The following is a 23,017-nucleotide window of genomic DNA, read 5'->3' as shown; positions in this document are numbered from 1 at the left end:
CCGCTTCACGAAACGTGACGCGCTGAAACTTCAGGCGCCCGCCGAGCCGCGCGTGCGCGCCACGCCGTCCTTGGCCGGCTGGTAGTTCGGGTCGAGCGAGGCGGCATGGGCGAAGGAGCGGTAGGCCTTGGCCTTGTCGCCGCGTGCTTCGAGGACGAGGCCCTGTGTCGCCCAGAACTCGGCACGCTTGCCGTCGAGCTGGATCGCGCGGTTGATGTCGTCCGCGGCATCCTCGACATTGTTGAGGGCGAGATAGGACACGGCGCGGCCGGAATAGGGCTCCGGCGCATTGGCGTCCATCGAGATCGCCGTCGCGAAATCCTCGATCGCCTGCCGGTGCTGACCGTCGAGCTGATAGAGCAGGCCACGGTTGTGGTAGGCGCGCGGGTCCGTCGTGTTGAGGTCGATGGCGCGCTGGAAGTCGCCGAGCGCCTCGCGATTGCGGCCGGCCTGCCGGTAGATGTTGCCGCGGCCGATATAGGCGGAATCGTAGTTCGGGTTGATCTTGAGCGCTTGGTTGTAGTCGGCGACGGCTTCCGCGTTCTGGTTGGTCTGACGCAGGACCAGCGCCCGGTTGGCGTAGGCTTGGTAGAAATTCGGGTCGAGCTGGATCGCGGTTGTGAAGTCTTCGATCGCCCGCTTGTTGTCGCCAGAGCGCCCGTAGGCGATGCCGCGCACGTTGTAGGCTTCCGGGTTGCGCGGGTTGGCGTTTACGGCAGCCGTCAGCGACGACAGGTTCTCGGCCGACCCTTCCGCCTGGTCGAGGCTGATGGCCTGCAACGTCGGGCCGCTCTGGCAGCCGGCGAGCGCCAGCAGCACGGCTCCGCCGAGAAGCGGGAGGAGGCGGCTGCGACGCTGGTCGAGGAGGAGCGAGGTCACGCGGCGGGAGTCCTTCACAAATAACGGTTCGGCAGGGCGAATGCCCACGACGCAGCCGTCAAAAAGAGGGCAGAACGACGACGACGCCAGCCTAACAGGGCGGCGCGGCGGGATAAGTCTTCCGGTGATGCGGCAATGCCACGGCAAGGGGCGGTTTGTGAAGCGCTTTCAGGCGCTTCCCGTGCTTTCGGCCAGCTTGGCGCCAGCGTCGTCCCGCTCGCCCGGCAGAAGCTGCGCCAGCGTGTGGGCGATCGCACGCGCCGCGAGGATCGGATCGAGCTCGTCGCGCGCGACGGCCCCGTCGCCACGGTCGGGGACAGGACGCGGCAGCGACGTGCTCCGCTCGAAGAAGCCCGGCACCGAGACCCCGGCGACGGCGGACCGGCAGCGCTCGAGTTCGCGGCGAAGGCCCTCCGCATCCGCGACCGGCCCGATCGAGGCGGCGGCGAGGCGGTGGGCCCAATGGGCGATCACCGCAAAGCGCAGACGCCCTATGCGCACCGAACGCTGACGCGCCCCGGACGGCCAGGTCCGGCCGAGCGGCCGGCTGGCGACGAGGATCGCGGCGTGCCGGCGGTCGAGCGCGCGCGAGACGGCATAGATCCGCCATTCCGACCCATGGCCGTCGAGCCGTTCCTCGATCGCCTGCAGCAGTCGGTCCAGATCCGTCAGGAAGGCGGTGACGGCGCGCCCTGCCGTGTCGCTCGTGCGCTGTGGGAAGATAAGGAACGAGACGAGGATCCCCGACGCCGTACCGATCACGGTCTCCTCGAGCCGCAGGATCAGGAGTTCGGGGGAGAAGTTGCCGAGAAGGCCGTAGACCAGCGACAGCGTCACGGTCAGGAAGAAGGTCATCGTCCCGTAGGAGACCTGCAGGAAGAAGAACGCGAGGAAGGTGAAGAGGACGCAGAGCGCAAGGCTTGGGCCGAACTGCCCGTGCATCAGCGTCGCCAGCACCATGCCCGCGGCGATCCCGACCGCCGTGCCGCCCGCGCGGTTCAGCCCGCGCAGCGCCGTATCGCCCCGCGACTGGACGTTGGTGAAGACCAGAAACGCCGTCAGGACCGCCCAGAACCAGCGATCGACGGAGAGCCACATGCCGCCCGCCATGGCGAGAGCGCAGGCGAGCGTCACCTGGATCGCAAGACGCGTCGGTTCGTCCGTCCAGATCGATGCGGCCGTCGCGGGCGTCGACGCCGCGGGTGAAGCCGGAGCGGACGTGAAATCCGCTTCGGTGAGGGCGGCCGATGCCTTGCGGAGCCGGCGGCGAAGGCCGGCGAGGCGACGGAGACTGATGGAGAGATGCTGCCGGGCTTCGTCGCTGTCGCCGGCCGGTTCCAGCGCTTCCGCCAGCACGCTCTCCAGTGCAAGATTGAGGTCGAAGAGTTCGATCGCCAGCGGTGCGGCGCCAGGCGGGGCGGGGCCGCGCTGCGGCTCGTCCGGCAGGAGTGTCTCGACGACATCCAGGGCGTCGCGGACGCCCCGATGGGCGGCGCGCACCCGCCGCTCCCGCCGCGCCGTCCAGCCGACGCGGGCGGCTTCGCCGACGAGGGCTGCGACGCGGCCGACGCGATGGTCGGCCCCGGCCAAGGCCCGCCGGAGGTCGCCGAGCGGCCGGTCGGGCAGGAGGATCTCGCGCACGACATGCGCCGCCGCGCCGGTGACGAGGATCGCCAGAAGGATGCCCGGCAGGTCGGTCGGCGATGGGCGGAAGTAGGCGCCGCCGAAGCTCGCCATGAAGGCGAACATGCCGACCGCGGTCCACCGCTGGCCCCAGCGGCGGATGAAGACGGCCGTGAAGGCGGTGACGAGGAACAGGCCGTCGACGACGCGCGGGTGCGGCTGAAGATGCGCGCACAGCGCCAGCATGGCAAAGCCCGCGGCGCCCGCGAGGAGGCGCGTTTGCACGCGATCCGACGCCGACGTCTCGCGGATCGCGACAACGCCCTGGATGGCGAAAAGAAGGCCGGCGGAGAAGGCCGCGGGCGAGAGACCGACGCTAAAGACATGCAGAAGCATCAGGGCACCCAGAACCAGGAGCCCTGTCAGCGTCACGCGGGAGGCCAGACGGAGACGGACGAAACCGGGGTCGGACGCCATCAGTCGACCGGCGAGATCGCCGAGCGCAAGCCCTGCAACGCGGGGCGTTGAGGATAATCGATCGCGCAAGACGGGAATCACGCGATCCTCACTGGAAAACCAATCCGCCGCTCCATTTTAGGTTCTGACCACCGGTCTTGAGCCGGAAGGGACATCACACCGCCGCAATCGAAGCGGTCGAGTCATAGGTGGAGTAATCAACATGGTCGATGTCGTCGATCGCAGTACATATGCAGCGGCGCCCCTGAAGCGCATCTCGTGGGGCGCCATCGTCGCCGGTACGATCCTCGCGCTGGTGTTTCAGGTGATGCTGGCCCTTCTGGGGCTGGGGATCGGCCTGGCGACCATCGATCCGCAGAGCGGTGACACCCCGGCCCTCACCACCTTCGGCTCGGCCAGCGGCATCTGGGCCGTCCTGACCGTCCTCATCGCCACCTTCCTCGGCGCCTATGCTGCCGCCCGCTTCGCCGGCAGCGCCTCCAAGCGCGACGCGGCCCTGCACGGCGTCACGACGTGGGCGACCGCGACGCTCGTCGCCGTCTACCTCCTGACCAGCGGCGCGTCGGCGCTCGTGACCAGCGCCTTCGGTGCCCTCGGCTCGACGGTCTCCTCGCTTGGCTCGGCCGTCTCGTCGGTGATCCCGAACTCGATCGACTCGCTCCCGCCGGAGCTCCAGCAGCAGGCTCGCCAGCTTCTGCAGCGCGGTGAGAACCAGGCTCAGCAGGCTGCCGGCCAGGCGCAGGACCAGGCCCAGCAGGCCGCCGACCAGGCTCGCCAGGCGACCGGCCAGCAGGATCTGACGGCCGCTGCGGCGGAGATCTTCAAGGGTCTCGGCCAGGACGCGACGCCGCAGCAGCGCAGCGCGGCCGTGCAGGTCATCTCGCAGCAGGCCGGCATCAGCCAGACCGAGGCCGAGCAGCGCCTGAACCAGTTCCAGCAGCAGTACGATCAGGCCGTCGCCCAGGCTCGTCAGACCGCCGGCGAAGCTGCCAAGGCTGCTTCGGGCGCCGCGTTCGGTGCCTTCGTCGGCCTGCTTCTCGGCCTGATCGCCGGTGCGGTTGGCGGCATCGTGGGCCGCGCCAAGCGCACGGTCGGTTACTACCGCGACTGAACGCAGACGCCATGTCGTCGGAGGAAGGGAGGGGCATGCCCCTCCCTTTTTTCGTTGATCCGTCTATGAAGACTTAAATCGTTTCGTACCCGCAAAGAATGCTGGGTGATGAAAGATGCAGGCGTTAAGCAACTTCGGAACGTTCGTCGGCCTAGAACTCGTTTGAACCGATTTTAATATGCCGACGACTTGCCCGGCCACTTTACGTCGGCGTTCGCGATCCGCAGAAGAGCATCGACACCGGCATCGTCGGTGGTTCGCGATCCGATAGAGGGCAGGAAAGCCGATGCTGAGAACCGATACCGTCCGCAAGATCCTGTCGTGGTACGAAGGCGAGACGCCGGGTCTGAAGACCAACCTGTCGCGCCTCCTGATGCACGGTCGCCTCGCGGGCACCGGGCGGCTGGTGATCCTGCCGGTCGACCAGGGTTTCGAGCACGGTCCGGCACGCAGCTTCGCCCCCAACCCGATCGCCTACGATCCGCACTACCTCTACAATCTTGCAATCGAGTCAGGCGTCTCCGGCTACGCCGCGCCGCTCGGCCTTCTCGAGCAGGGCGCCGACACGTTCGCCGGCGAGGTGCCGCTCATCCTCAAGCTCAACAGCGGCAACTCCCTCGTCAACAAGCAGGACCAGGCGCTGACCGGGACAGTCGAGGACGCGCTGCGGCTCGGCTGCGTCGGCGTCGGCTTCACGATCTATCCGGGCGCCGACGACAGCTACGACATGATGGAGGAGCTGCGCGAGATCACGCTGCAGGCGAAGTCCCGCGGCCTGATGACGGTCGTCTGGTCCTATCCGCGCGGCGGCAAGGTGACCAAGGAGGGCGAGACCGGCCTCGACATCATCGCCTACGCCGCGCACATGGCGGCGCTGCTCGGCGCCACGATCATCAAGGTCAAGCTGCCGACGGATCATATCGATCTCGCCGACGCCAAGAGCACCTACGAGAAGAACGACATCGCGCGCTCGACGGGTGCGGACCGCGTGCGCCACATCATGCAGGCGTCCTTCGCCGGCAAGCGCATCGTGGTGTTCTCCGGCGGCGCGGCCAAGAACACGAGCGAACTTCTCGACGAGGTCCGGGCCATCCGCGAGGGCGGCGGCAACGGGTCGATCATCGGCCGCAACTCGTTCCAGCGCTCCAAGGAAGACGCGCTGAAGCTCCTCGGCGAGGTCATGGACCTCTACGCCTGATCGGCCTCTCCTGACGGTCCCGCCCGCCGGGGCACGTCCGGAAGGGGTGGCACGATGTCGTCAAAGATCGGCGCCTGCAAGTGGCATGGCGTCGATTCGACCGAAGGTTGAGTCGACGGCGGCGATTCGCGGCATCCGCGCGACTCGCGAGAAAACGCAAGGAGTCGTCAGGACTTGTGGCGGCTTTGCGGCTTCGGCAGGGCGGCGGCAAGGCGCGTTCGGATGCCCCGCCGAGCGTTTCGCATCACTGGCTTTTTCGCCCCGAATTTTTCAGCCGGATCACTTGTCGGTGCCGATTGAGACGTGTCGTGATGCAGTGCGGCAACAGAGTCGCAAGGTGTTGATTTCGCTGTTCTTTTCAAGGCCTGTCCAAGCGTGTCGATTAAGCTTGCCTTAACGTTGTCGACCTATTCCTTGCAGCGAACGTCATCGGCACCGGCCGGGCCCTGTTGCCTACCTGCCACATGACGGTCGGGAACGCCCCCGGTGCCATTGCCTCGGCAGGGGTACGGACCCTAAATCGGCTCAAGCCCGGGAAAAACCGGGTCCCGCCTTTCGGATCAAAAGTCCGTAGCAAGAAACGTCGCCACGGCGACACTGGAGTATCACCATGAAGCGTTTCGCCCTTCTCCTGGCCTCGACGGCCTTCGTCACCCCGGCCCTCGCTGCCGACGTCGTCTATGAGGAGCCCGCTGCTCCGGCCGTGGTCGAAGTGGCCCCGGCCTATTCCTGGACCGGCTTCTACGTCGGTGGCCAGGCTGGCGTGGCCTTCAACACCGATGCCGATGAGGTCCGCTACAACCCGAACACCGGCGTCGTCCAGACGACGGCCTTCTCGGGCGGTTCTTCGGACAGCGACGAGGCTGCGTTCATCGGCGGCGTGCACGTCGGCTACGACTACCAGATCAACAACTTCATCATCGGTGCGGTTGCTGACATCAACTACATCGACGCGACGGCTGACTCGACCTACACGCTCGGCACCGACGTGTTCGGCATCTCGTCGGACATCAACTTCGTCGGCACCGTCCGCGCCAAGGCCGGTATCGCGGCTGACCGCTTCGCTGTCTACGCCACGGGCGGTCTCGCCTACGCCGACACCGAGACGAAGTTCTTCGCTCCGGGTACGCTGACGGGCAACCTCGCCGGCTTCACGCCGACGGTCGACTCGAACTCGGACGACGTCGGCTACGCCGTCGGCGCCGGCGTCGACTACCTCGTCACGCCGAACCTCTCGCTCGGCCTCGAGTACCTCTATACCGACCTCGGCACGACCGACACGACGGTCACCTACGTCAACGCTGCTGGCGTCCAGGCTCCGTTCACGGCGACCTCGAACGACGACCTCGACTTCCACACCGTGTGGGCCAAGGCTTCGTTCCGCTTCAACTAAGAAGCGGACATCCGGGGAGCGGAAACGCTCCTCGGTGGGTCTGATCGGAAAACCCGTCGTCCTCGCGGACGGCGGGTTTTTCTTTGCCCGGCAGAGGCGGTGGGATCCCTGTCGAACGCTGCCGGGCACCATTCAGGCGAACCCCATCTGATGATTGAGACTCCCGGACGCGGACATGAAAAAGGCGACGGTCCGCGACCGCCGCCTCTGATATGCCCGGGAGGTACGGAAATCAGCCCAGGGGCGGCAGGCCGAGATCCGCGCGGCGCGGCAGGTCGGCGCCGCGCCGCGAGCAGGTGAGGGCGGCCGCCCGCACCGAGAAGGTGAGGAGTTCGGAAAGCTCGTCCTGGGAAAGGCCGGCGACGCCCTCGGCCGACAGCCGGTCGCTCTCGAAGAGCCGCGCCAGCAGCGTCGCCTGGAAGGTGTCGCCGGCGCCCACTGTATCGGCGACGGTGACGGACAGGCCGGGGGCTTTGCAGTGGACGCCGCCGCGCGTCATTGCCATCGCGCCTTTGTCGCCGAGCGTGACGATCGCGAGCGATGCGCCAGCTTCCAGCCAGCCGGTGAGGACGTCCTCCGGTTTGCGGCCTGGATAGACCTGCTCCAGATCCTCCTCGCTCGCCTTCACCATCGTGGCGAAGGGGATCGTCGCCCCGATGCGCGAGCGCCAGATATCGAGGTCGGGCACCACCGAAGCGCGGATGTTGGGATCGTAGGAGATGAAGCGGCGACCGTGCTCCTGCGCCGCGAGACGGGCGAGCGCGCTGGCCGTCGGCTCGGCGACGGTCGAATAGGATCCCGCAAGGTGGATCACCGCGAGATCATCCGGCAGCGAAGCGGGAATCTCCGTCGGATCGATCGAGCGGTCGGCTGTCCCCTCGATATAGAAATCGTAGCGCGGGGTGCCGCCGTGCGCGAGCGAGACCATCGCGAGGGTGGTGTTGCGGTCGGTCTCGATCAGGAGGCGTCGGTCGATGCCCTCACGGTCCATGAAGGCCTTGATCCGCTGACCGAAAAGATCGCTCGACACCTTCGAGAAGAAAGCGGAGCGGTGCCCGAGCCGAGCGAGGCCGAGCGCGACGTTCAGGGCGGAGCCGCCAATGCGCCCGTTCAGCGCGATCTGGGAGACGTCGGCCGTCTCGCTGTCGGCGAAGAGGTCGAAAAGATTGTCGCCGCAACTCAGGAACATGGTCGTCTCCCCAATCGGGGCGATCGCTTCGGCCCCCGACCATCGGCTATCAAAAAACGCGAGGGCGGGGAATGCGTGCGTGACGCTCCTCAGCCTGTGATCGACAAGCTGCCGAATCCCGGCACTTTGAGAAGGCCGCGCAACGGATCAATCCCGGCGACGAGGCCAAGAAACTGAAGCTCGAGACCGCTCCGCGCACCGATCGCAAAGCCGGCATAGCCGAAAAGGGAAGCGCGCAGCTCGCGCGCTTCGGCATCCAGCGACACGAGGCGGCCGTCGACCGGATAGTCGCGCCCGACAGCTGCGGGCGGCAGAACGGCTCCGAGTTCGGGCACCGAGCGCAGGACGTGAGCGACGAAGCTGTTGGAGTTCGGCCCCGGAAAGATCCGATAGCCGCCGTTCGCCGCGAACGGATAGGCGTCGATGGCGGCTCGAATTCGCGGAATCGCCCGCTCCGCCGCTTCGCCCGTCAGTCGCGCCACCACCCGCGGCACGTTCGAGTACCAGCGCCCGTCCGCCGGATAGCCGTTGCGCCGGATCGGCGATCCCCATCCGACCTTGTCGAACCGCTCGTAGCGCGCGGCGCCCTGCGGCTTCACAACGATCCAGGAATGCTCGGAAAGGGCACCCTTCAAGCCGCCCGTCCGCGCGGCCATGATGTAGACGGCCGCTTCGTCGTCGTCTGCAGCCGCGGGCAGGACTGCCGCCGAACTCCAGTTCGCCTCGCGCCAGGAAGCCGGGTGCTCCCCGAGCTTCCAGACCAGGAGGGACAGCGCCGCCGGGAGGAGGAAGACGATGACGAAGCCGATGAGAGCGAAGCGCAGCAAGGCCATACAGGTTCCTGTGACGGCGACGGGAGCGGCATGATAGGTCTCCGCTCCATTCGACGGGACGATGCGGAGAGGCTCAAGCCATGACGACGGATATCGTGATCGAAACGACCCGCGGCAATGCCGTGGAGAGCCGGCACAGGGTGCGCGGGCTCGTGTGCGACGCCTCGGGCACGGCCGTCCTCGCCTTCGGCGACATCGACCGGCCGGTGTTCCCGCGATCGGCGATCAAGGTCTTTCAGGCGATACCCTTGATCGAGACGGGCGCGGCCGATGCGCTTGGGCTCGACGCGGGCGACCTGTCTCTCGCCTGCGCCTCGCATTCCGGCGAACCGGGCCATGTGGCGCGTGCCGCCTCGCTTCTCGCCAAGGTGGGCCTCGGCGAGGCGCACCTCGAATGCGGCTGCCACTGGCCGTTCGACCAGCCGGTCGCGCTGGCGCTCGCACGCGCCGGCGAAGAGCCCGGCCAGCTGCACAACAACTGCTCGGGCAAGCATGCCGGCTTCCTTTGCACCGCGGTCCACGAGCGCGAGGACCCCGCGGGCTATGTGGGCGCCGACCATGCCGTCCAACGCCGGGTGCGAGACGTCCTGGCCGATCTCACCGAGACGCGCCCCGGCAAAGACCAGCCGGCCGGCATCGACGGCTGCTCGATCCCGACCTATGCCGCGCCGCTGCGCGGGTTCGCTAAAGGTTTCGCGCGGCTCGCCGCCGGGCAAGGTGTCGACGGCGCCCGCGCGGCGGCGGGTCGGCGGCTGATGGCCGCCTGCATGGCGGAGCCCTGGTACATGGCCGGCACCCGGCGCGCCTGCGTGTCGCTGATGGAAGCCGCGCCTGGCCGCGTGTTCGCCAAGACCGGCGCCGAGGGCGTCTTCTGCGGGGCGGTGCCGGAGCTTGGTCTCGGCTTCGCGCTGAAGGTCGACGACGGGGCGACGCGCGCGTCGGAGGCCGCTGTCGCGGCGGTCCTGGCGCGCCTGTTTCGCACCGGCGATGCGGCCCTTGCGGACCGCTACGACGCCATGTCGCACACCACCTTGCGCAACTGGCAGGGCACGAAAGTCGGGGAGGTCAGGGCGGTCGACGCCTAGGCCGGCGTCGCAGGCTTGCGTCGCGAACGGCGCTTTGGGGCGGCCGGCGCGCCGGGGTTCGGCGCCGAGGACGTGGCGCGCAGGCGCAGGCGAAGCATCCCGCCCGGCGTCTTCTCGAGATCGAAGAGGCCAGAGTCGCGCACGAGGTCGCTCAGCTTCTTGTGCCCGTAGGTGCGCGGGTCGAAGTCGGAGAAGCGGTTGAGGAGCCGCTGACCGAACTGGCCGAGCGCCACCCAGCCGTCGTCGGTCTCGATCTGATCCATCACCTGCCGCAGCATCGGCTCGACGCTGGCGGCCTGCTCGATGGCTGGCGTTGCGGCAGCCGCGTCGGCGCGCAGGTTCTCGGTGTAGACGAAGCGCCGGCAGGCTTGGCGGAAGCTCTCCGGCGTCTTCTGCTCGCCGAAGCCATAGACGTCGATGCCGTGCTCGCGGATGCGGGCGGCGAGGCGCGTGAAGTCGCTGTCGGACGAGACGAGGCAGAACCCGTCGAAGCGCCCGGAATGCAAGAGGTCCATCGCGTCGATGACGAGCGCGATGTCGGATGCGTTCTTACCTGTCACATAGGCGAACTGTTGGTGTGGAATGATCGCATGCTTCGACAGGACTTCGGTCCAGCCGCGCGAGCGCGAGGAGGAGAAGTCGCCGTAGATGCGGCGCACGCTCGCCTCGCCGATGGTCGCGATCTCCTGGAACAGGCCGTCGGCGATCTGCGCAGAGGCGTTGTCGGCGTCAATCAGGACGGCGAGCCGGGCCGGTCGGTCCTCACGCATCGGATAGAAACTCCCTTAGAGCCACTTCTTGTAGCGGAAGAACAGGAGCGGGAAGACGGCCGTCAGCACCATCAGGACGATGGCGAGCGGATAGCCGAAGGTCCAGTTGAGCTCCGGCATGTGGACGAAGTTCATGCCGTAGATCGAGGCGACCAGCGTCGGCGGCATGAAGCCGACGGCCGCGACCGAGAAAATCTTGATGATGGCGTTCTGCTCGATCGAGATCATGCCGACGGTGGTGTCGAGCAGGAACGTCGTCTTGTTCGAGAGGAAGGACACGAAGTCGTTCAGCGAATGGATATCTCGCGCCATCGCCTTCACCCGCATCTTCAGCTCCTTCTGCGGCTTGCGCTTGTCGAGGACAAACTGGAGATAGGGCAGGAGGCGGTCGAGAGTGGCGAGGCTTTCCCGCGTGCGGGAGGCGAGGTCGCCCGCTGCGCCGAGGCGCTGAAGCAATTCCTTGAAGTCCGAGGTCGCGGTCGGCGTGTTGTCGCTCGACGAGCGGAAGATATCGGTGCCGATCCGGTCGAGGTCGGCCGCGATCGATTCCAGAAGGTCGGCCATGCGGTCGATGACCGTCTCCAGGAGACCGACGGCGATCGAGTCCGCGGTCGGTCCGCGCATGCGCGAGGGCTTGGGCGGGGCGGGCGGCGGGCCGTAGAGGAGCGTCGAGGCGAAGGACGCATTGCCGCCGTCGCTGCTTTCTCCGCGGCACAGCTTGTTGGAATAGATCTGGAACGAGCGCGGATCGGTGTAGCGCAGCGTGATGACGCGCTGGCCCACGAGGATGAAGGTGACAGGCCCGAAGTCGGGCCGCCCCTCGTCCAGCCCATAGACCAGCGAGGCGGTCATGAAGTCTCCGCCGTCCTCGGAATACAGGCGGCTCGACACCTCGATCTCGCGCATCTCCTCGCGCGTCGGGACCTCGATCCCGCACAGGCTCTCGATCGCGTCCTCTTCCTCGCGGGTCGGGTTGCGCAGATCGATCCATACGGCTTCGGGTGGAAGTTCGTCCGGGGTGATGCGCGCATGGCGTCGAACCTGCGAACCAAAGACCGTGTACGCGTCGATCATGGGCCGATGTCCTCGCTCGAACAAACGCGCGGTGCCTGCCAGGCCGCGCCGCATCGCTTGGGCGGGAGCCAAAGCCCGGTCCGTGCCGAAAGGCAAGTCCGGGCTTCATGACATTTTCCGAGAAGGCCGGTCCGTCGGCGGCCGGCGGGGCGTCTCAGACGAACGGCGCGAGCGTCGGGACCGACTGGATGGCCTGGTTCACCGTGTCCTCGCCCGCCGTCGACTTGGAATAGGCGACGAGTTCTTCGGCGGCGGAGCGGATCTGGCCCATGTCGAGGCCAAGGCCCATCAGCTTGGCGCCGAGCGCCATAATGCCGCCGGAGTAGTCCGACTCGCCGGAGGCTGCCATCGCGTCGGTGGCGCCCGGGGTTTCGGCGATCATCTTCGCCACCGCAGGATCCGAGCTCTCGGACTGCATGTAGGACAGGATGTGGCCGACCGCCGTCTTGGCGGTGTCGGCATCCGTTTCGGCCGAGGCGGCGATGCGGTCCCAGAGTTCGGTCATGTCGGTTCCATTTTCCGTTCGTCCGCCGCTGGCCGGCGAAGTGGGCGGAAGATGGCAAGTCTGCCGTCCCGGCGCAATCGGCCGTGAGCGACCTCGTGGAATCGACGGGGGGCGGGGCAAAGCGGTATCGTGGCGCCGTTGGGATGGCTTGGGAGCCGAATCATGCTCGAAGACGGCCGCATTCTTCTCGGCGGGATCAGCACGGGCGCCGAGCCGAAGCCCGAATATCTCGAACTGCGCTACGCCAACCGCCACGGCCTCGTGACGGGGGCGACGGGCACCGGCAAGACGGTCACGCTGCAGGTTCTGGCGGAAGGCTTCTCCGAGGCCGGGGTGCCGGTCTTCTGCGCCGACATCAAGGGCGACCTGTCGGGCCTGTCGGAACGCGGCGAGCCGAAGGACGTCTTCGCCAAGCGGGCCGCCGAGATCGGCCTCGATCCCTGGTACAACGACTTCTACCCGGCGATCTTCTGGGACCTTTTCGGGCGCAAGGGGCATCCGGTCCGCACCACCGTGTCGGAGATGGGCCCGTTGCTCCTGTCGCGCCTGATGGACCTGACGGAAGCCCAGGAGGGAGCCCTCAACATCGCCTTCCGCATCGCAGACGAGGACGGGCTGCTGCTCCTCGACCTGAAGGACCTTCAGGCGATGCTGGCGCACATCCTCGACCGTGCGGACGAGATTTCGCGGCTCTACGGCAACGTGTCCAAGAGCACGATCGGTGCGATCCAGCGCCAGCTTCTGGTTCTGGAAACGCAAGGCGGCGACCGTTTCTTCGGCGAGCCGGCGCTTTCGATCGACGACATCATGCGGTGCGACCGCGAGGGGCGCGGCGTCGTCAGCGTGCTGGCGGCGGACGAACTGATGCGCAGCCCGCGCCTTTACGCGACCTTCCTCCTTTGGCTGCTGTCGGAGCTGTTCGAGGAGTTGCCGGAGGCCGGCGATCTCGACAAGCCGAAGCTCGTGTTCTTCTTCGACGAGGCGCATCTCCTCTTCGACGACGCGCCAAAGGCGCTGGTCGATCGCATCGAGCAGGTGGTGCGCCTCATCCGCTCCAAGGGCGTCGGCGTCTTCTTCGTCACACAGAATCCGCTCGACCTGCCGGAGAAGGTTCTGGCCCAGCTCGGCAACCGCATCCAGCATGCGCTGCGCGCCTACAGCCCGCGCGAGCAGAAGGCAGTGCGCACCGCGGCCGAGACGTTCCGGGCGAACCCGGTCTTCGACAGCGCCACGGCGATCACCGAGCTCGGCACCGGCGAGGCGCTGGTCTCGGTGCTGGGGGAGGGCGGCGCGCCAAGCATCGTCGAGCGCGTGAAGATCCGCCCGCCCGCCGGCCGCGTCGGCCCGATCACCGATGCCGAGCGCGCCGAACTCATGCGCATGAGCCCCGTCGTGGGGCGCTACGACACGGCCGTCGACCGCGAGTCCGCATATGAACTCCTGACGGGACGCGCCGAGGCCGAACTGCAGCGGCAGGAGAGCGCGCGCGCCGAGGCGGAAGCCGCCGTCCAGCGCCAGCGCGACACCGGGCGTGCGCGGGCGGAAGCTGCCGCGCGGCGCTCGGCCGAACCGCGCGCGCCTTGGGGTGCGCCAAGCGAAGAACCCTACGAGGACGAGCCCGTGCGCCGGGAGCGACAAGCGCCACGCGCTGCGCCCCGTGCAGCAGCTCCGCGGGCCGGTTACCAGCGCCAGACCGTCGCCGAGACGGTGATGAAGCAGGTGGGACGCACGGTGGCGTCCACCGTCACCACAGCGATCGTGCGCGGCATTCTCGGCTCGTTCAAGCGGGGGCGGTGACGCCCGGCCTCGCAACTCGACCCGCCGATCTCCATTTCAGGAGAAACGCGAACAGGAGTTGCGACGCATGAAATCCGGCCCGGCCGCCTTCGTTCTCTGGCTCTGCTGCCTCATCGGCATCTGCGGCCTGCACCGCTTCTACCTCGGGCGCCCCTGGACCGGCCTTCTCTGGCTGCTCACCTTGGGCTTTCTCGGCATCGGCCAGCTGATCGACCTGTTCCTCCTGCCCTCGATGGTGCGGCAGGAGAACCTGGAGCAGCGCCTGGACCGGATGGAGACCCGCCCGGTCCTGCGTTGACCCTGGCCGTTCAGGCCTTTACGGCCGCTGGGTCCCATCCGGCGGCCTCGAGCCGCGCACGGTGGGGCGCAGGATCGCTGAGCATGAGAGCGTGGAGGGCGGGCGTGCGGTCCCCCTTGCCGAGGCCGAGGGCCGCCAGCACTTTGCCGCCCTTGATGTAGAAGGCGGTGTAGGAGTTTTCGGCGAGCGAGCCTTCGATATGCACCTCGTCGAAGTCCTCGGCATGGCCGAGGTAGCTGAGGCGTCCGTGCTGGGCCGACCAGAAGTAGGGGATGCCATCGAACGGCGAGGCATCGCCGAGCATCGCGCCGGCAGCGTGGCGCCCATGCTGTTCGGCGACCCGCCAGTGTTCGATCCGCGCCGTCTCGCCGGTCGCCGCGAGCGGGAAGGCCGCGATGTCGCCGCCGGCATGTAGTCCTTCGGCGGCTTTCAGTGTCGCGTCGACCTTGATGCCCTTGCCGTCCCGCTCCGCGCCCGACACGAGACCGGTGCGCGGCGCCGCGCCGAGGGCGGCGATCACCAGGTCGGCCTCGACGGTCGAGCCGTCCCTCAGCGTCACCGCCCGCACCTTGCCGCCTTGCGTCTTGAGCGCGGCGAGTTCCGCACCCGTGCGCACATCGATACCCTTGGCGCGGTGCGTCGCCAGAAGCTGCTGAGCGACCTCATCGCCGAACTGCTTGGCGAAGGGCAGTTCGCTGCGTGAGATCACCGTCACCGCTCGCTCGTCGCCAACGAGGCTCGCGGCCGCCTCCATGCCGATGAAGCCGGAGCCGACGATCACGATGCGCTTGGCACCGGCCAGCTTCTCCTTGAGCGCCCTCGCGTCGTCGTGGCTGCGCAGCGACACGATGTTAACGGCGTCAGCGCCTTCCAGCTTCAGCGGCACGGCGTCGCTGCCGGGCGCGGCGAAGCATTGATCGTAGTCCAGCGTCTCGCCACCGGCGAAGTGCAGGCGCTTGGCGCCAGCGTCGATCCGCTCGACCGCCGTCTCCACCAACTCGACGCCGAGAGCCTTCAGCTTGTCGACTGGGTAGAGCGCCAGCGCGTCGTCGCTCTTCTTGCCCTGCAGGTAGGTCTTCGACAGGTCGGTGCGGTCGTAGGGCGGTTCGCGCTCCGGCACGAACATCACGATCCGGCCGTCGAACCCGCGGGCCACCAGTTCCTCGGCGCAGGCCAAGCCCGCCGCGCCGCCGCCGACGATCGCGAAGACGCGATCGCTTCCGGTCTTGCGGTCGCCCGGCTCCACTTCGGGGCGATGCGGCTTGGCGCCGTCCGGCATCTCGACCATTACGCGCCCGTTCTCGACGCTGGCCGAAAAGCGCGACAGGCACCCCTTGCCCGGCGGCTCGAGGTGGTCGCCGGATTCGAGGTCGAAGATCGCATGGTGCCAAGGGCAGATCACGCGATTGCCGACGCGCTTGCCGTTCTTCAGCGGGGCACCCTTGTGCGTGCAGGTGGCGCCCGTCGCTAGAACCCGGTCCCCATCGCGTGCCAGAAGGATCTTCAGCTCGCCGACGCTGACTTCGGTCAACCCATCCTCGGGGAGGTCGGCAAGGGCGAGAACGTCGTGGCGCATGGGGGGCTCCCGTCTGGAATGGTTCCACCTAACAAGATATGGGGCCACGCGTTCCCCGCCTTGGACAGTTTGGCACGCCGCGCGCGCTGTTCGGTCGCGCCGGCGGGCTATATGAACGGCAGGCATCCCCCGATGCGCGAAAGGCATTGTCACCATGAGCGATCACCTGCACGCGCCGCGTCTGGAACCCTGGAAGGTCGGCCTGCGCGGCCGCTGCCCGCGCTGCGGCGAGGGCCATCTGTTCGACGGCTTCCTGACGCTCGCGAAAGGCTGCGAGCGGTGCGGCCTCGATTATTCCTTCGCCGATCCGGCCGATGGTCCGGCCTTCTTCGTCGTCTGCTTCGGCTGCGTGCCGGCCGTGCTCTTCGCCGTTTGGCTGGAGATCGCCTTCGAGCCGTCGGTCTGGGTCCACGTCTTCGTGTCCCTGCCGTTCCTGCTCCTCACCTGCATCCTGCCGCTGCGCCCGCTGAAGGGCTGGCTGGTGGCGAGCCAGTACTATCACAAGGCCGAAGAAGGGCGCCTCGTCGTACCGCCCACACGGACGGGCGGCGACGTCTGAGGCTAACGGGCCTCGGTCGCGGCCGGGTTTTCGTGAGATCCAGCCTTCAACGCAGCCTCCGGCCTTTGTAGGCTGCCGTCCGATGCTCCGGCGCGAGCTGCGCCGTCGAGGGGGAGACGACGCATGAAGAAGCTGATCAACGAGCCGCTGGCAGTGGTCGACGAGATGCTGGAGGGGCTCTGCCTCGCCCATCCCGGTCTTGCTCTCCTCGAAGGCGAGCGCGTGCTCGTCCGCGCCGACCTCGCCGCCTTTCGCGCCCGTGGGCATGTCGCGCTCGTCTCGGGCGGCGGGTCCGGACACGAGCCGGCTCATGCCGGCTATGTCGGCGAGGGGCTTCTCACCGCAGCCGTCTGCGGCGACGTCTTCACCTCGCCCTCGACCGACGCGGTGCTGGCCACGATCCGCGCGGTGGGCGGGGCGGCGGGCGTGCTTTTGATCGTCAAGAACTACACGGGCGACCGCCTCAACTTCGGCCTTGCGGCGGAGATCGCGCGCGGCGAGGGCATTCCGGTGGAGATGGTCGTCGTGGCCGACGACGTGGCGCTTGCCGCGAGCACGCAGACCGCCGGGCGTCGTGGCATCGCCGGCACCGTGCTCGTCCACAAGGTCGCGGGGGCACGGGCCGCCGAAGGCGCGTCGCTGGAAGAGGTCAAGGCCGCGGCAGAGACGGTCATCGCGGGCCTCGGCAGCATGGGCGTCGCACTCACCGCCTGCACCGTGCCGGCCGCCGGCAAGCCGGGCTTCGAACTCGGCGAGCGCGAGCGCGAGGTCGAGCTTGGGCTGGGCATCCATGGCGAAGCCGGCGTGCGGCGCGAGCCACTGCGCCCTTCGCGCGAGCTCACCGCGACCCTGGTAGAGCGCATCGTTGCCGAACTCGCGCTCGGCGGCGGTACGCCGGTCGCTCTCCTCGTCAACAATCTCGGCGCGACACCGGCAATGGAGATGCAGATCGTCGCGCGCGACGCCGTCACTGCTGCGAGGACCCACGGTCTCGTCATCGAACGGCTATGGACCGGGACGTTCCTGACCGCGCTCGAGATGGCGGGCTGTTCCGTCTCGCTGCTGCGGGCCGACCCCGAGACGCTGCGGCTTCTCGATGCGCCGGCGATGGCGCCCGCATGGCCTGGACGCGGAGCCGGGCCACTGGGCGAGGAGGGACCGGTGGTTGTCGCTTCGACCCGCCGTGAGGGACAGGATCTGCGTCCGGGCGACGGCGCGCGGACGGTCGCGATCCTCGTGCGTGCGGCGGAGCGGCTGATCGCCGAAGAAGGGCGACTGACGGCCCTCGACCAGATGGTCGGCGACGGCGACCTCGGTCTCAACCTGGCGCGCGGCGCCGAAGTCGCGAAGGCCGAGGCGCTCGACTGGACGGGTGCGGACGCGGCTTCCATCCTGCGCGCCCTGTCTGGCAGCCTCCGCCGCTCGGTCGGCGGCACGTCCGGTGCGCTCTATGCGGCGGGTCTCCTGCGCGCCGCGCGCGCCCTCGACGGCATCGCCGCGCCGACGTCGAGAGATTGGGCCAAGGCCTTTTGCGAGGGCACCGATGCGGTCGCGACGCTCGGCGACACGAAGCCCGGCGACCGGACGATGATCGATGCGCTGCAGCCCGCAGCGGAAGCGCTCGCCAGCAGCGGCTTGGAGGCTGCGGTGGAGGCGGCCCGCGCCGGCGCGGCGGCGACCGCGGCCATGGCCCCTCGGCGCGGCCGGTCGAGCTATCTCGGCGAACGGGCGGTGGGCGTGTCGGACCCCGGCGCCGAAGCCGTCGTCGTCTGGCTTTCGGCGATCCGGGACGAATTGGCCGCTGACTAAAATCAGCGGGTGAACCGTCATGCTTCCGTTATGAGGCATCGGCTATAGGAGCTCTGCAACACTGCACAGGCAGGGCGGCGCCCGACGTCCCATCCGTCCCGCGCCGCGCCTGCCGACCAGTGTCCGCTACGCCCCCACAGTCCGCTAGTGGAGCTGCGAGGGCTTCAGGCCGATGATGTCGAGCGCCACGGAACAGGCTTCCAGGAACGCGGCGCGATCGAGGTCGGGATGGTTCTCGAAGAAGCGGCGCGCGATGGCGCTGCCGTCGTCTTCCTCCTCGACAAGCCGCAGGATCGTGATGATGGGATCGACCTCTTCCATCGCCGCCGTTTCTTGTAGGGTTTCGGGCCAACGAGCCCGGTGGCCCATCCTCCATGGCGAAATACGCAAGGGGCGCGATTCGGGAAGGGTTTTGCGGCAATCCGCGCGTCACTCCGTCACATTCGTTCGAAATCGGGACCAGGCGTCCGCCGCTTCCAAGACCGTTCGGCGCGCGGCGTCGATGTAGCGGCCGGCCGAGACGAAGCCGTGGATCTGATCGGCAAGGTGGCGCACGACGAGCGGCACGCCCGCCCCGCGGAGCCGCTCGGCATAGGCCGCCCCTTCGTCGTGGAGGATGTCCTGCCCCGCGAGCGCGACGAAGGCCGGGGGCGCGCCGTCGAGGCGATCGACCCGCAAGGGCGAGACGCGCCAATCGGCGATGTCGTCGTCGCTGCGCACATACTGGTCGCGGAACCAGCGCATCGTCCGGCGCGTCAGGCCAAAGCCTTCGGCGAACCGACCGTAGCTGTCCGCCGTCTGGCCGGCGTCCGTGTTGGGATAGAGAAGGAGTTGCGCCTCCAGCGGCGGCACGGTGCCGTCCCGCGACTGGATCGCCAGCACCGCCGCGAGGTTGCCGCCGGCGCTGTCCCCGGCGACGGCAATATGCTCGGCATCGATGCCGAGCCCTGCGGCCTCCGCGACCATGTGGGACAGGACGGCACCGGCATCCTCGATCGCGGCGGGAAAGCGGTGTTCGGGCGCCAGCCGGTAGTCCGGGCAGACCACGACGCAGCGGGCGGCATTGGCGAACCAGCGGCAGATGTCGTCGTGGGAATCGAGGTCGCCGATCACCCAGCCGCCGCCGTGTAGATAGAGAAGCGCGGGTGCTCCCTCGGCCGGCGCGCCGATACCGTGGTGAATGCGGACAGGGATCGGGCCGCCCGGGCCCTCGATCGCGGTGTCGCGGGTCTCCGCAACGGGTTCGAGATCGCCTCGCAGCGCGAGGTAGGACAGGTGGTAGGCGCGCCGTGCGGCCTCGGGTGTCCCGTCCTCGAATGGGGGAGACGTGGATCGGGCTCCGAGCGCCAGAACCTCGGCGGCCTGCGGATCGAGCGTCATGACGGATCGCCCGAGAGGAGGGCTTCGGCCTCGGCGTCGCCGAGCGCCGCGGGCCGTTCGGGCCGGCTTTCGATGTCGACAGGCTGGCCAATGTCCGCTGCGGTGAGGATCGCCTCCATGACCTCGAGGACATGGAGGGCGAGGCGACCGGAGGCGCGTGCCGGGCGTCCCTCCGTGATGGAGCGCACGAGATCGGCGACGCCGAGCATGCGGTAGTTGGCGATGCGCGGCGCATCGAACGGCCAGTTAATCGCGCCGAACGTCTCGGGCTCGCTCGGGTGCTTCTGCCACGGCTCGCCGCGCGGCGAAAGCGACACGTCCCCGCCGAACGTGTCGGGGTCGGGCAGCCGGACCGAACCGTCTGTGCCGTGGAGTTCGATCGGGTGGTTGGAGTGGCGGAAGACGTCCCACGAGGCGCCGAAGGTGACCGCTGCACCGCCCCGGAATTCCAGAAGCGACAGGAGGCTCGTCGGGGTTCCGACGGGAAAACGCGTGCCCTGAAAGGGGCCTTCGGCGGTGATCTCGCGCGTCTCCTGACCCGTGCGCGCGACGGCGGAGACGCGCGCCACAGGCCCGAGGAGATTAACCAGCATCGTCAGGTAGTAGGGTCCCATGTCGAGCACCGGGCCGCCGCCCGGCTGGTAGTAGAACTGCGGATTGGGGTGCCAGTGCTCCATGCCGCGCCCCATCATGAAGGCGGTGCCGATCACCGGCTTGCCGATGGCGCCAGCGTCGAGCAGCGCGCGCGCCCGCCGGCCGGCCGCGCCGAGGAACGTGTCGGGCGCCGAGCCGAGCGAGAGGCCACGCCGCTCCGCCTCTTCGACCAGAGCGCGCCCCTCGCGAAGCGTCACGCCGAGCGGTTTTTCGGTGAAGACGTGCTTGCCGGCGCCGAGCGCGGCTTCCGTCACCTCGCGATGGGCGGCTGGAATGGTGAGGTTCAGAACAAGCTGGACGTCGGGCTCGGCGAGCAGCGCCTCGACGCTCATCGCCCGCACGCCGTACTCGGCCGCGCGGCGCTCCGCCATCTCGGGCACGCGGTCGGCGCAGGCGACCAGCGCCACGTCACCGAAGAGCCGCGCGTTGCGCAGGTATGTGGCTGCGATATTGCCGCAGCCGATGATGCCGATCCCCATGCGGGCCATGATGCTGCTCTTCGAAATCAGTGCGTGGCGCGGTCGTAGCGGTCGAGCACCGCCTCGATGCCGGCGAGGAGAAGGGCCCGAGGTTCAGGCGTGACCCGTCCCGCCGCAACGCTCTCGGCCAAGCGTCCGAGATGCTGGCCGACGAGGGGAAGGGGGATCGCGCGACCTTCGAGCCGCGCCATCAGGCGATCGACGGCCTCTTGCGCGGCGGCGTCAGGCCAATAGTAGCGGATGCGGTCGCTGAGCGAGAAATGGCGCTGGACCGCCACCTCCGCGTCCGAGCCGTGGCAGTATTTCCGCCAGTTGTCGGGCTTCTCCAGCATCAGGGCCTCCATCGCATCGCGCAGCGATGGCTCGCCCGGCGCGGGCGCCAGGATGTCGGCGATGTGCGAAAGGCCGTAGAGCGTCTCGCGCAGCGCGAAGGTGAGCCAGGGGCCGACTTTCAGGATCGCGAAGCCGTCACCCACCAGTCGGCGCAGCGCGTCGTCCGGCTGGTAGTCGGTCGAGTGTGCTTCGAACACGAGACGCGGCTCCTCTACGAGAAAGCCCTTGAGGTCCGCGGCTGCGTGCGGCCGATAGACCACGATGTCCTCGTGACCGAACTCGACCCCCGGCTGCACGACCACCGCGATGACGCGGGCGAACGCGTCATCGAGCTCGAGCGCCGCAAACGCCTTCGCGTGCACATCGACCGTATGGCGGACGGCCTCCCGGCCAGTGACGACGAGGTGGTCCAAAGCTTCGGTCGCCCCGCCGGGAACGGGAACCTCGGTGCCGATCACGTAGACCGGCGGGACGAGGCCGCCTCTGGCGACGGCGCCCTCCGCCCGTTCGGCCAGCCGCGCGGCGCGTCGGGCGACGGTCTCGTCGTCGAGGGCAGCCGGCTCGCCGGCGCATCCCATCGAGGCGTCGAGATGGAGCTTGGCGAAGCCCGCGGCGGCAAACCCTTCGATCATCGTCTCGGCCTTGGACATCGCTTCGTGCGGAGCGAGATGCTTCCAGGGATTGGGGCCGAGATGGTCGCCGCCGAGCACCAGCCGCTCCAGCGGAAAGCCGACCATTGCGGCGATCCGTTCCACGAAGCGGCGGAAGTCGGCCGGCGTCATGCCGGTGTAGCCGCCGTCCTGGTTCACCTGATTGCAGGTCGCCTCGATCAGGACGTCGCGGTCACGGGCGAGACCATGTCGCAGCGCCGCTTCGATCACCAGCGGATGGGCGGAACAGACCGAGGTGACGCCGGCGTGCTCGCCCGTCTGGAACCGTCGCGGCAGCGCGCGCAGCCGGTCGATGGCGCTCATGCCGCAACTCCCGTCTGCGAGGCGATGAAGTCGTCGATCTCGGAGCGGAAGCGCGTGCCTTCCATCGGCCCCTTGCGTGTGACGGCGAGGGCCCCGCAGGCACTGGCAAGGCGAAGAGCCTCCTCTGGGCCCTCGCCACGCAGCCACGCGCAGACGAAGCCGGCACCGAAACAATCGCCGGCGCCTGTCGGATCGACCTCCTCGACGCGGAAGGCCGGCACCGCGGTGCGCCCTCGTGCGTCATAGAGGACAGCGCCGTCGCCGCCTTTCTTGAGGACAACGGCGGACCGGCCGGCGGCCAAGAGTTCCGCGACCGCGCCGTTCTCATCATGCGCCGCCGTGAAGAGGAAGAGTTCGGCGCCGCTCGGCAGGAAGACGTCGCAGCGCGCGGCGACCCATTCGAGCGCCTCGCGCATGGCGCCAACCAGAAGTTCGGGCCGGATGTTGGGGTCGAAGGAGACCGTACCGCCCCGCGCCTTGATGCGCTGGACGGCCGCCTTGGTCACGGTGATCGCGCCGTCCGAGAACAGCGAGGAGCCCATGACGTGGATGTGGTCGGCACGGTCGACCAGCGCCTCGGCCGCCCCGGTCATCGCCATCAGGCCGCAGGCGCTGTCCTTGATGTTGAACACGAAGGCGCGGCTGCCGTCCGCCGCGTAGCGCACGAAGGCGCTGCCGGTGGCGGCGCCGGGATGCACCGCGACGGCCGAGACGTCGACGCCGCTCGCCGTCAGGCGTTCGAGATTGAGCGTGCCAAAGTCGTCGGCGCCGACCGAGGAGATCATGCCGCAGGGCTGGCCGAGCCGGCCGACTTGGTCGATGAAGATCGCAGGCGCACCGGACGGGAAGGGGCCGACCAGCGGGCCGGGCTCTAAGAATGTCTGCCCGATCCGCGTCGCCATGATCTCCACGACGATTTCCCCGGCGGTCACCACCGTCTTCATGCCACGCCCTCCCCAAGGCGGGCGCGGTGTCGGTTCTCCCGTCGCGCCCATCGCCAAGCTGCGCCCGGCGGGGAGGG

General features: G+C 68.5%; 21 protein-coding genes. 8 read left to right on the top strand and 13 right to left on the bottom strand.

The window, feature by feature from the left end; all coding sequences use genetic code 11:
• Positions 1 to 30: 30 nt before the first annotated feature.
• A complete protein-coding gene (locus tag BM175_RS05980; protein ID WP_244545891.1) occupies positions 31 to 879 on the bottom strand; it encodes a tetratricopeptide repeat protein in 849 nt (282 codons plus the stop codon).
• Positions 880 to 1,047: 168 nt separating this feature from the next.
• On the bottom strand, positions 1,048 to 2,979 hold the full coding sequence (locus tag BM175_RS05975; protein ID WP_090960668.1) for an FUSC family protein: 1,932 nt from the start codon (positions 2,977 to 2,979) through the stop codon (positions 1,048 to 1,050).
• 202 nt (positions 2,980 to 3,181) lie between these two features.
• On the opposite strand from BM175_RS05975, the gene BM175_RS05970 reads away from it, so the two are divergent.
• The 3 genes from BM175_RS05970 to BM175_RS05960 all read left to right on the top strand — a co-directional run bounded on the left by BM175_RS05970 (position 3,182) and on the right by BM175_RS05960 (position 6,681).
• The gene (locus BM175_RS05970) at positions 3,182 to 4,090 is read left to right on the top strand and encodes a hypothetical protein (protein ID WP_090960665.1); all 909 of its coding nucleotides are present in this window, start codon (positions 3,182 to 3,184) and stop codon (positions 4,088 to 4,090) included.
• 286 nt (positions 4,091 to 4,376) lie between these two features.
• A complete protein-coding gene (locus tag BM175_RS05965; protein WP_090960663.1) occupies positions 4,377 to 5,288 on the top strand; it encodes a class I fructose-bisphosphate aldolase in 912 nt (303 codons plus the stop codon).
• Between the two features lie 610 nt (positions 5,289 to 5,898).
• The gene (locus BM175_RS05960; RefSeq protein WP_090960661.1) at positions 5,899 to 6,681 is read left to right on the top strand and encodes an outer membrane protein; all 783 of its coding nucleotides are present in this window, start codon (positions 5,899 to 5,901) and stop codon (positions 6,679 to 6,681) included.
• A gap of 232 nt (positions 6,682 to 6,913) precedes the next feature.
• Here the strand turns inward: BM175_RS05960 and BM175_RS05955 are convergent, their stop codons facing one another.
• Both BM175_RS05955 and BM175_RS05950 read right to left on the bottom strand, forming a co-directional pair.
• Entirely contained in the window at positions 6,914 to 7,870 is a 957-nt protein-coding gene (locus BM175_RS05955) for a carbohydrate kinase family protein (RefSeq protein WP_090960658.1), read from the bottom strand.
• 89 nt (positions 7,871 to 7,959) lie between these two features.
• Positions 7,960 to 8,703, bottom strand: a complete 744-nt coding sequence (locus BM175_RS05950) for a DUF3750 domain-containing protein (protein ID WP_090960655.1) — start codon at positions 8,701 to 8,703, stop codon at positions 7,960 to 7,962.
• Between the two features lie 80 nt (positions 8,704 to 8,783).
• On the opposite strand from BM175_RS05950, the gene BM175_RS05945 reads away from it, so the two are divergent.
• Complete coding sequence (locus tag BM175_RS05945) at positions 8,784 to 9,788, top strand: asparaginase (protein WP_090960652.1); 1,005 nt, start codon at positions 8,784 to 8,786, stop codon at positions 9,786 to 9,788.
• On the opposite strand, the gene BM175_RS05940 is transcribed toward BM175_RS05945, so the two are convergent.
• From BM175_RS05940 to BM175_RS05930, 3 genes are all read right to left on the bottom strand, one after another.
• Positions 9,785 to 10,558: an NYN domain-containing protein gene (locus BM175_RS05940; RefSeq protein ID WP_090960650.1), complete on the bottom strand. Its 774-nt coding sequence runs from the start codon at positions 10,556 to 10,558 to the stop codon at positions 9,785 to 9,787. The genes BM175_RS05945 and BM175_RS05940 overlap by 4 nt on opposite strands.
• 15 nt (positions 10,559 to 10,573) lie before the next feature.
• Positions 10,574 to 11,632, bottom strand: coding sequence for a magnesium transporter CorA family protein (locus BM175_RS05935; protein WP_090960648.1), 1,059 nt, complete (start codon positions 11,630 to 11,632; stop codon positions 10,574 to 10,576).
• Between the two features lie 154 nt (positions 11,633 to 11,786).
• Complete coding sequence (locus BM175_RS05930) at positions 11,787 to 12,137, bottom strand: hypothetical protein (protein ID WP_090960646.1); 351 nt, start codon at positions 12,135 to 12,137, stop codon at positions 11,787 to 11,789.
• 162 nt (positions 12,138 to 12,299) lie between these two features.
• Here BM175_RS05930 and BM175_RS05925 point away from each other — a divergent pair, with 162 nt between their 5' ends.
• Entirely contained in the window at positions 12,300 to 13,934 is a 1,635-nt protein-coding gene (locus BM175_RS05925; RefSeq protein ID WP_090960644.1) for a helicase HerA-like domain-containing protein, read from the top strand.
• A gap of 67 nt (positions 13,935 to 14,001) precedes the next feature.
• Positions 14,002 to 14,232 carry an NINE protein gene (locus BM175_RS05920; protein WP_090960640.1) on the top strand — a complete coding sequence of 77 codons (231 nt, stop codon included), beginning with the start codon at positions 14,002 to 14,004 and terminating at the stop codon, positions 14,230 to 14,232.
• A gap of 10 nt (positions 14,233 to 14,242) precedes the next feature.
• Here the strand turns inward: BM175_RS05920 and BM175_RS05915 are convergent, their stop codons facing one another.
• On the bottom strand, positions 14,243 to 15,808 hold the full coding sequence (locus BM175_RS05915; RefSeq protein WP_090960637.1) for an FAD-dependent oxidoreductase: 1,566 nt from the start codon (positions 15,806 to 15,808) through the stop codon (positions 14,243 to 14,245).
• A gap of 154 nt (positions 15,809 to 15,962) precedes the next feature.
• Here BM175_RS05915 and BM175_RS05910 point away from each other — a divergent pair, with 154 nt between their 5' ends.
• Together BM175_RS05910 and dhaK are read left to right on the top strand one after the other, a co-directional pair.
• Positions 15,963 to 16,367 (top strand): DUF983 domain-containing protein, encoded by a 405-nt coding sequence (locus BM175_RS05910; protein ID WP_090960634.1) that lies wholly within the window; start codon positions 15,963 to 15,965, stop codon positions 16,365 to 16,367.
• Positions 16,368 to 16,490: 123 nt separating this feature from the next.
• Positions 16,491 to 18,176: a dihydroxyacetone kinase subunit DhaK gene (gene dhaK / locus BM175_RS05905; RefSeq protein WP_090960631.1), complete on the top strand. Its 1,686-nt coding sequence runs from the start codon at positions 16,491 to 16,493 to the stop codon at positions 18,174 to 18,176.
• A gap of 144 nt (positions 18,177 to 18,320) precedes the next feature.
• On the opposite strand, the gene BM175_RS22640 is transcribed toward dhaK, so the two are convergent.
• From BM175_RS22640 to BM175_RS05885, 5 genes are all read right to left on the bottom strand, one after another.
• The gene (locus BM175_RS22640) at positions 18,321 to 18,497 is read right to left on the bottom strand and encodes a hypothetical protein (protein WP_156369299.1); all 177 of its coding nucleotides are present in this window, start codon (positions 18,495 to 18,497) and stop codon (positions 18,321 to 18,323) included.
• Positions 18,498 to 18,605: 108 nt separating this feature from the next.
• Positions 18,606 to 19,556 (bottom strand): alpha/beta hydrolase, encoded by a 951-nt coding sequence (locus BM175_RS05900; RefSeq protein WP_090960628.1) that lies wholly within the window; start codon positions 19,554 to 19,556, stop codon positions 18,606 to 18,608.
• On the bottom strand, positions 19,553 to 20,698 hold the full coding sequence (locus tag BM175_RS05895) for a Gfo/Idh/MocA family protein (protein ID WP_090960625.1): 1,146 nt from the start codon (positions 20,696 to 20,698) through the stop codon (positions 19,553 to 19,555). The genes BM175_RS05900 and BM175_RS05895 overlap by 4 nt, the downstream gene beginning before the upstream one ends.
• A 17-nt stretch (positions 20,699 to 20,715) precedes the next feature.
• On the bottom strand, positions 20,716 to 21,996 hold the full coding sequence (locus BM175_RS05890; RefSeq protein WP_090960622.1) for a D-tagatose-bisphosphate aldolase, class II, non-catalytic subunit: 1,281 nt from the start codon (positions 21,994 to 21,996) through the stop codon (positions 20,716 to 20,718).
• Positions 21,993 to 22,940: a sugar kinase gene (locus BM175_RS05885; RefSeq protein WP_090960619.1), complete on the bottom strand. Its 948-nt coding sequence runs from the start codon at positions 22,938 to 22,940 to the stop codon at positions 21,993 to 21,995. The genes BM175_RS05890 and BM175_RS05885 overlap by 4 nt, the downstream gene beginning before the upstream one ends.
• Between the last annotated feature and the right edge of the window lie 77 nt (positions 22,941 to 23,017).

It is taken from the genome of Aureimonas phyllosphaerae, from assembly GCF_900113065.1.
Lineage (GTDB): Bacteria > Pseudomonadota > Alphaproteobacteria > Rhizobiales > Rhizobiaceae > Aureimonas > Aureimonas phyllosphaerae.
This window is presented reverse-complemented; position numbering and strand designations above follow the sequence as displayed.

What these genes read in the sequence shown, in the direction of transcription:
- BM175_RS05955 (WP_090960658.1), bottom strand. Translation starts at nt 7,870, where the DNA reads ATGTTCCTGAGTTGCGGCGACAATCTTTTCGACCTCTTCGCCGACAGC.
- dhaK (WP_090960631.1), top strand. Translation starts at nt 16,491, where the DNA reads ATGAAGAAGCTGATCAACGAGCCGCTGGCAGTGGTCGACGAGATGCTG.
- BM175_RS22640 (WP_156369299.1), bottom strand. Translation starts at nt 18,497, where the DNA reads ATGGAAGAGGTCGATCCCATCATCACGATCCTGCGGCTTGTCGAGGAG.
- BM175_RS05900 (WP_090960628.1), bottom strand. Translation starts at nt 19,556, where the DNA reads ATGACGCTCGATCCGCAGGCCGCCGAGGTTCTGGCGCTCGGAGCCCGA.
- BM175_RS05960 (WP_090960661.1), top strand. Translation starts at nt 5,899, where the DNA reads ATGAAGCGTTTCGCCCTTCTCCTGGCCTCGACGGCCTTCGTCACCCCG.
- BM175_RS05965 (WP_090960663.1), top strand. Translation starts at nt 4,377, where the DNA reads ATGCTGAGAACCGATACCGTCCGCAAGATCCTGTCGTGGTACGAAGGC.
- BM175_RS05930 (WP_090960646.1), bottom strand. Translation starts at nt 12,137, where the DNA reads ATGACCGAACTCTGGGACCGCATCGCCGCCTCGGCCGAAACGGATGCC.
- BM175_RS05935 (WP_090960648.1), bottom strand. Translation starts at nt 11,632, where the DNA reads ATGATCGACGCGTACACGGTCTTTGGTTCGCAGGTTCGACGCCATGCG.
- BM175_RS05945 (WP_090960652.1), top strand. Translation starts at nt 8,784, where the DNA reads ATGACGACGGATATCGTGATCGAAACGACCCGCGGCAATGCCGTGGAG.
- BM175_RS05895 (WP_090960625.1), bottom strand. Translation starts at nt 20,698, where the DNA reads ATGGCCCGCATGGGGATCGGCATCATCGGCTGCGGCAATATCGCAGCC.
- BM175_RS05970 (WP_090960665.1), top strand. Translation starts at nt 3,182, where the DNA reads ATGGTCGATGTCGTCGATCGCAGTACATATGCAGCGGCGCCCCTGAAG.
- BM175_RS05920 (WP_090960640.1), top strand. Translation starts at nt 14,002, where the DNA reads ATGAAATCCGGCCCGGCCGCCTTCGTTCTCTGGCTCTGCTGCCTCATC.
- BM175_RS05910 (WP_090960634.1), top strand. Translation starts at nt 15,963, where the DNA reads ATGAGCGATCACCTGCACGCGCCGCGTCTGGAACCCTGGAAGGTCGGC.
- BM175_RS05925 (WP_090960644.1), top strand. Translation starts at nt 12,300, where the DNA reads ATGCTCGAAGACGGCCGCATTCTTCTCGGCGGGATCAGCACGGGCGCC.
- BM175_RS05885 (WP_090960619.1), bottom strand. Translation starts at nt 22,940, where the DNA reads ATGAAGACGGTGGTGACCGCCGGGGAAATCGTCGTGGAGATCATGGCG.
- BM175_RS05950 (WP_090960655.1), bottom strand. Translation starts at nt 8,703, where the DNA reads ATGGCCTTGCTGCGCTTCGCTCTCATCGGCTTCGTCATCGTCTTCCTC.
- BM175_RS05940 (WP_090960650.1), bottom strand. Translation starts at nt 10,558, where the DNA reads ATGCGTGAGGACCGACCGGCCCGGCTCGCCGTCCTGATTGACGCCGAC.
- BM175_RS05915 (WP_090960637.1), bottom strand. Translation starts at nt 15,808, where the DNA reads ATGCGCCACGACGTTCTCGCCCTTGCCGACCTCCCCGAGGATGGGTTG.
- BM175_RS05975 (WP_090960668.1), bottom strand. Translation starts at nt 2,979, where the DNA reads ATGGCGTCCGACCCCGGTTTCGTCCGTCTCCGTCTGGCCTCCCGCGTG.
- BM175_RS05890 (WP_090960622.1), bottom strand. Translation starts at nt 21,996, where the DNA reads ATGAGCGCCATCGACCGGCTGCGCGCGCTGCCGCGACGGTTCCAGACG.